The sequence below is a fragment of the Amycolatopsis kentuckyensis genome (assembly GCF_002155975.1).
Classification (GTDB): domain Bacteria; phylum Actinomycetota; class Actinomycetes; order Mycobacteriales; family Pseudonocardiaceae; genus Amycolatopsis; species Amycolatopsis kentuckyensis.
Window position 1 is genome coordinate 1 of sequence record NZ_MUMI01000289.1, and the last position, 5,781, is coordinate 5,781.

5 protein-coding genes and 1 pseudogene are annotated in these 5,781 nt (G+C 73.5%); 4 read left to right on the forward strand and 2 right to left on the reverse strand.

Features of this window, described 5'->3' with window-relative positions:
- On the reverse strand, positions 1–255 hold a 255-nt coding region (locus CCN39_RS26930), incomplete at its 3' end, for a CDP-alcohol phosphatidyltransferase family protein (protein WP_208630393.1).
- 63 nt (positions 256–318) lie between these two features.
- Between CCN39_RS26930 and CCN39_RS26935 the strand changes: the two genes are divergently transcribed.
- The 4 genes and pseudogenes from CCN39_RS26935 to CCN39_RS26950 all read left to right on the forward strand — a co-directional run.
- A complete protein-coding gene (locus tag CCN39_RS26935; protein ID WP_244211028.1) occupies positions 319–1,197 on the forward strand; it encodes a YhjD/YihY/BrkB family envelope integrity protein in 879 nt (292 codons plus the stop codon).
- 282 nt (positions 1,198–1,479) lie between these two features.
- Complete coding sequence (locus CCN39_RS26940; protein WP_086846541.1) at positions 1,480–2,358, forward strand: MerR family transcriptional regulator; 879 nt, start codon at positions 1,480–1,482, stop codon at positions 2,356–2,358.
- Positions 2,359–2,466: 108 nt separating this feature from the next.
- Complete coding sequence (locus CCN39_RS26945; protein WP_208630394.1) at positions 2,467–3,477, forward strand: Rieske (2Fe-2S) protein; 1,011 nt, start codon at positions 2,467–2,469, stop codon at positions 3,475–3,477.
- 275 nt (positions 3,478–3,752) lie between these two features.
- Positions 3,753–4,889: pseudogene (locus tag CCN39_RS26950) on the forward strand (FtsW/RodA/SpoVE family cell cycle protein); the annotation flags it as partial.
- Here CCN39_RS26950 and CCN39_RS26955 read toward each other — a convergent pair.
- Positions 4,888–5,703, reverse strand: coding sequence for a carbohydrate ABC transporter permease (locus tag CCN39_RS26955; protein ID WP_086846544.1), 816 nt, complete (start codon positions 5,701–5,703; stop codon positions 4,888–4,890). The pseudogene CCN39_RS26950 and the gene CCN39_RS26955 sit on opposite strands and share 2 nt — an antisense overlap.
- Positions 5,704–5,781 lie beyond the last annotated feature (78 nt).

A 5,781-nucleotide genomic window follows, 5' to 3' on the forward strand; every position in this document is an offset into this window, starting at 1 on the left:
GGCGCGGTGGCGTTGCGGGCGGGCCCGGCCCGTCCGCAACGCCACCGCGCCGTCCAGGCCGTCGAACACGCCCGTGGCCACGATCGCCACCAGGGCGAGCCACAGCGCGTCACCGCCCAGCGAAGCCGCCCAGACCGCGGCCAGCGCGCTCAGCACCCCGCAGCCCGTCAGCACGTCGGGCGGCACCCCCAGCACCGGGCGGGCCAGCAGGTGGATCGCCCGTAGCCAGCCGACGGCGAGCGCGCTGCCCGACACGTCGTGCTCGTGGGCTCGGGACCAGCCGGCGACTTCGTCGTCTTGGCGGCCGGGGGTGCCGGAGTGACCGAGGTGGTCCGCCGGGCGGGCGTCGTCCTGCGCGACGCCGTCCGGGAACTCCGCGGCCGGGACCTGTCGCTGTGGGCCGCCGGCGTGACGTTCTTCGCCGTGCTGGCCGTCGTGCCGCTGGTGCTCGTCGCCCTGCGGGGTGCCGCGTTCCTGGGCTCGCCGGAGTTCGTCCGCCACGGCGTCTCCCGCTGGGCCGACGCGCTGCCGGCCGGCCACGGCCCGGGACCGGCGCTCGAAGCGCTGGCCACGGCCGCGCTCGGGACGCCGTGGACCGCGCTGCTCGTCACCCTGCTGCCGGCCACCTTCTACGGCGAAGGCCTGCTGCGCGGCCTCGTCCAGGTCGCCGGCCGGCCCGCCGGGGCCCTCGTCGGCTGGCGGGGGCGGCTGATGTTCGTGCCCGTCCTGGTCCTCAGCCCGACCCTGGCGATCGCGCCGCTGGCCACCGCCGACGCGGTGGCCGGCTACTACACGCGCGGCGGCTGGGCGACGTTCTGGGGCATCACGCTGTCGTTCCACATCGACTGGCTGATCATCGCGGCGGTGACCGCGATCGTCTTCGCCGGCAGTGCCCCGCGCGGCGTGCGCCGCGGGCCGCTGGTGGCGGGCGCGTTCGCCGTGGCCGCGGTGCTCACCGGGTTCTTCCACGGGTTCCTCCTGTTCCTGGCCATCCCGCTGGACTGGAGCGTGCCGTTCGGCGGCCTGGTGGCGGTCGGCGCGGTCTCGGCGCTGGTCCTCTGGCTCTACCTGCTCCACGTGCTGCTCCTGCTCGGGTACCGGCTGACCCTCAGCGCCGAGCGCACCCGCCTCGGCGCCCTCCCGGAGATCGATGCGGAACCGAGCAAGACGTCGGAGCGTTCCCGCAGGGTCGGCTAAGGCGGCCGGGGCTGTCTCCGCAGAGCGTTGCACAAGCGATTCGATCGGGCCATCGGCTGTCGAGGGCGGAGCGCGGCCAGACCCTGACGACCCGAATAAACTGTGAGTTGAGTCACAAAGCCCCGTCCGGAGGGTGCTTCTTCGGCGCCGGGAGTGTCGGACCGGCGCCCGATGCCGTATCCGTTGAAGCGGACACGGCCGGTCGCCGGCTGTTCCGCCGGGCGTCACCGTGCGGTGACCGCACGCCGGTGGACGTCCCTGGCGTGTGGGAACGTGGTGGTGATGGACGTCGACGCAGTGGGTGGCCGGGCCGGGGGCTCGTGGACGCCCGGCAAGGTCGCCGAACTGCTGGGCGTCTCGCCGGTGACGCTGCGGACCTGGGCCGCGCGCTACGGGGTCGGCCCGACGCTGCGCGACGACGGGCGGCACCGGCGCTACTCCGACGCCGACGTCCGCCGCCTGCAGTACATGCAGCGGCTCATCGACCGCGGCCTGCGGGCCAGGGAGGCCGCCGCGGCGGCGTTCTCCGATGCCGGCGAAGCGGCCCCCGAAGTGTCCGCCGACCGGCGCGCCGAAGAGCTCGAGCGGGCCGCGGAGAGTCTCGAATTCGCGTCGCTGGCCGCGCTGCTGGACGAAACGCTGGACGCGCTCGGCCCCGCGGCGGCGTGGACCGAAGTGCTCGTCCCGGTGCTGCGCCACCTCGGCGGCCGCTGGCTGCGCGGCGACGTCTGCTTCGAGTCCGAATGGGCGCTGACCGGCGAGATCTCGCTGGCGCTGCAGCGCTACAGCGCCGGCTTCGCGAACACCCCGCCCGGCCGGGTGGTGCTGCTGGCCTGCTGCCCGGAGGAGCGGCACAGCCTGCCGACGGAGGTGCTGCGGGCCGCCCTGGTCGAGGTCGGCGTCCCGGCGGTCTACCTGGGGCAGATGGTGCCCGCCGAGACGACGGTCGCCATCGCCGCCAAGCTCGACCCGGTCGTGGTGTTCCTGTGGTCGATGTCCGCCAGCACCGCCGACGACCTGCTGGTGCGGCGGCTGCGACGGCGCGGCTTCGACGTCGTCACGGCGGGCCCGGGCTGGGAGAGCCGCACCGAGCGGGACGTCCCCTGGGTCAACGACCTGGCCGCCGCCGTCGACCTGGCCACCGAACGCCTGAAGGCGTGAACCGGGGCCGGAGCACCCGGCCAAAGCGTTGCGCAATCGCTCCAAATGCCCGAGGATGACTCGCGTGCCGGTCCTTTCGGCCGGCCGGAGCAGGCGGGAGCGCGTCCGGTGGACCTCAAACGGCAGGTGATCGAGCGCTGGCCGGCGCGGTGGCCGGTGCAGCCGTTCCGCGAACCGGCGTGGGCCCGGCAGGAACCCACCTACGCCGAGTGCAGCCCCGCGCTGATCGAGGCCGCGGTCAAGCGGGCGGGCGCCCGGCCGTCGGGCAACTGGTTCGTCTTCGCCGCCTCCCGGGACATCCGCGCCGACCGGCCGTTCGGGGTGCGCGTGGGTGGCCGGGAGCTGGTCGCCTGGCGCGGGCCGGACGGCGCGCTGCTCGTCGGCCCGGGCGCGTGCCCGCACCTCGGCGCGCCGCTCGACCAGGCGCGGGTGCACTGCGGGGAGCTGGTCTGCCGCTGGCACGGCCTGCGCGTCGGCGCGGACCGGCCCGGCTGGACGGCGCTGCCGGCCCACGACGACGGCGTGCTGGCCTGGGTCCGCCTCGACCGGATCGGCGGCGAACCGCCCACCGACCGGCCGATCGTGCCGGTGCGCCCGCCCGGGACCACGGTCGACGCCGTGGCGGCGCTGGCCGGGGTCTGCGAGCCCGAAGACGTCGTCGCCAACCGCCTCGACCCGTGGCATGGCGCGTGGTTCCACCCGTATTCGTTCGCGCGGCTGCGCGTGCTGTCGGCGCCGCAGGGGGTCGACGTCCCGGAGGCCGAGGACAAGTTCGTCGTCGAGGTGACGTTCCGGCTGGCGGGGCGGATCGGGGTCCCGGTGGTGGCGGAGTTCACCTGCCCGGGCCCCCGCACGGTGCTGATGACCATTGTGGACGGTGAGGGCACGGGCAGCGTGGTGGAAACCCACGCGACCCCGCTCGGCCCCGGCCCCGACGGCCGCCCGCGCACGGCGGTGGTCGAGGCGACGATCGCCGCGTCCCGACGGCCGGGGTTCGCCAAGGCCGCCCGCATGGCACCGGTGCTGCGGCCGCTCATGCGCCGGGCCGCCACCCGGTTGTGGCGGGACGATCTCGCGTACGCCGAGCGGCGATACGCGTTGCGCGGGGATCACCGCTGACGCAGGGACCGCCTCGAGCGCGTTGAGCGCCAACCTTTCGCCTGGTGCCACGCGATCTCCTGCCGCGGCCGAGTGGCGCCACGCGATCCTGCCGCGGTCGCCTGGTGCCACGAGATGTCCTGCCGCGGTCGAGTGGTGCCGCGCGATCTCCTGCCGCGGCCGACGACCGGCCGAGCCGGTTCCCGCGTTCTCAGGACTTTGCCAGCCGGGGGTGGCTAGCTTGGCCTGGCCGGGAACGGAACCGCCGTTTCCCCGAGCGGGGTGAGGTTCGCGCCATCGAAGTCAGGGAAAGAGCCCGCCGTCCACGCGGATCCGCGCGGCCGCTCGCGTCGTTCCACCTCGTGCTGGCGCTGAGCGGGATCCTCGGGCTCGTCGGGGCGGTGATGGTGCTGAGCGCGTCGTCGGTCTCGTCCTACGACCCGCGCACGGGCGGCGGCCAGTACGACCTGTTCGCCAAGCACGCCACCTACCTGGGGATCGGGGCGGTGGTGTTCTGGCTCGCCCTTCGCTTGCCGCTCAAGACAATCCGGGCGATGGCGAGCAAGGCGATGGCCGCGGCGCTGGGCCTGCTGGTCCTGGTGCTCACCCCGCTGGGCTCGGCCGGCGGCGGGGCCCAGCGCTGGTTCGTCGTCGCCGGGCAGTCGGTCCAGCCGATCGAGTTCGCCAAGCTGGCCCTGGTGCTGTGGGGCGCGCACGTCCTGGTGGCGAAGGAACACCTGCTGCACCGCCGGCGGCACCTGCTGGTGCCGGTGGTGCCGGTGACGCTGCTGATGTTCGCGCTGGTGATGGCCCAGCCGAACCTCAGCGGCACGATCACCCTGGGCGTGATCATGCTGGGCCTGCTGTGGTTCGCGGGCATCCCGGGGCGGCTGTTCGCGGCCCTGCTCACCGGGGCGGTGGCCGGGTTCACGGTGCTGGCCCTGACCGCGGACTACCGGCTGGCCCGGGTCCTGTCGTTCCTGTCGGATTCGGACGGCTCGTACCAGACGACCCAGGCGCTCTACGCCCTCGCCGACGGCGGGGTGTTCGGCCGGGGGCTGGGCCGGGGCAGCGCGAACTGGGGGTACTTGCCCGGCGTGGAGAACGACTTCATCTTCGCGCTCGTCGGGGAGGAACTGGGTTTCGTGGGCTGCGCCGGGGTGATCGCGCTGTACGCGGGCGTCGCGATCGTGGGAACGCGGATCGCCCGCCGGGCGGCCGACCCGTGGATCCGGCTGGTGGCGGGGACGCTGACCCTGCTCGTGGTCGCCCAGGCGGCGATCAACATCGGGTACGTCGTCGGCCTGCTGCCGGTCACGGGGGTGACGTTGCCGCTGATCTCCTACGGCGGCTCGTCGTTGCTGGTCACCTCGGCGATGTTCGGGATCCTGGCCAACTGCGCGCGGAACGAGCCGGAAGCGGTCGCGGACCTCAGTCCTTGACCGCTCCCGCCGCCAGTCCCGTGCGCCAGAACCGCTGCAGCGCCAGGAAAGCCAGGATCAACGGGATGATCGACAGCAACGATCCCGTGACCACGATGGCCTTCAGGTCCGGATCCCGCGTGATCTGCGTGTTCAGCGTGTACAGCCCGAGCGTCACCGGGTACAGCCGGTCGGTGGTCAGCATCACCAGGGGGAGCAGGAAGTTGTTCCAGATCGCGACGAACTGGAACAGGAAGATCGTGATCAGCGCCGGGGCCATCAGGCGCAGGCTGACGGTGTAGAACATGCGCACGTCGCCCGCGCCGTCGATGCGGCCGGCCTCCAGGAGCTCGTCCGGGACCGAGGCCGCCGCGTAGACGCGGGCCAGGTAGACGCCGAACGGGCTGATCGTGCTCGGCAGCAGCACCGACCACACCGTGTTCGTCATCCCGGCTCCCGCCAGCATCAGGAACAGCGGCACCGCGAGCGCGGTCGGCGGCACGAGCACCCCGGCGAGGATCGCCGAAAACGTCAAGGCCCGCCCGCGGAAGGTGAACTTGGCCAGGGCGTAACCCGCCATCGCCGACAGCAGCGTGGCCGCCGCGGCCCCCACCACCGAATACACCGCGCTGTTCGCCAGCCACCGCAGGTAGAGGCCGTCGCCGAAGGTCACGGTGTCGTGGAGGTTGGCACCCAGGTGGTTGCCGGAGAACCAGAGGCCGAACGTCGTCGACAGGTCGGACGCGGACTTCGTGGCGGAGATGGCCAGCCAGACCACCGGCAGCAGGAAGTACACCGCGGCGACGAACATCGCCGTGGTCACCACGGCGGAAGAACGGGTGGTCACAGGGCGGCCCTCGCGCGGGTGATCCGGAAGAACAGCCACGACAGGACCGCGATGAGC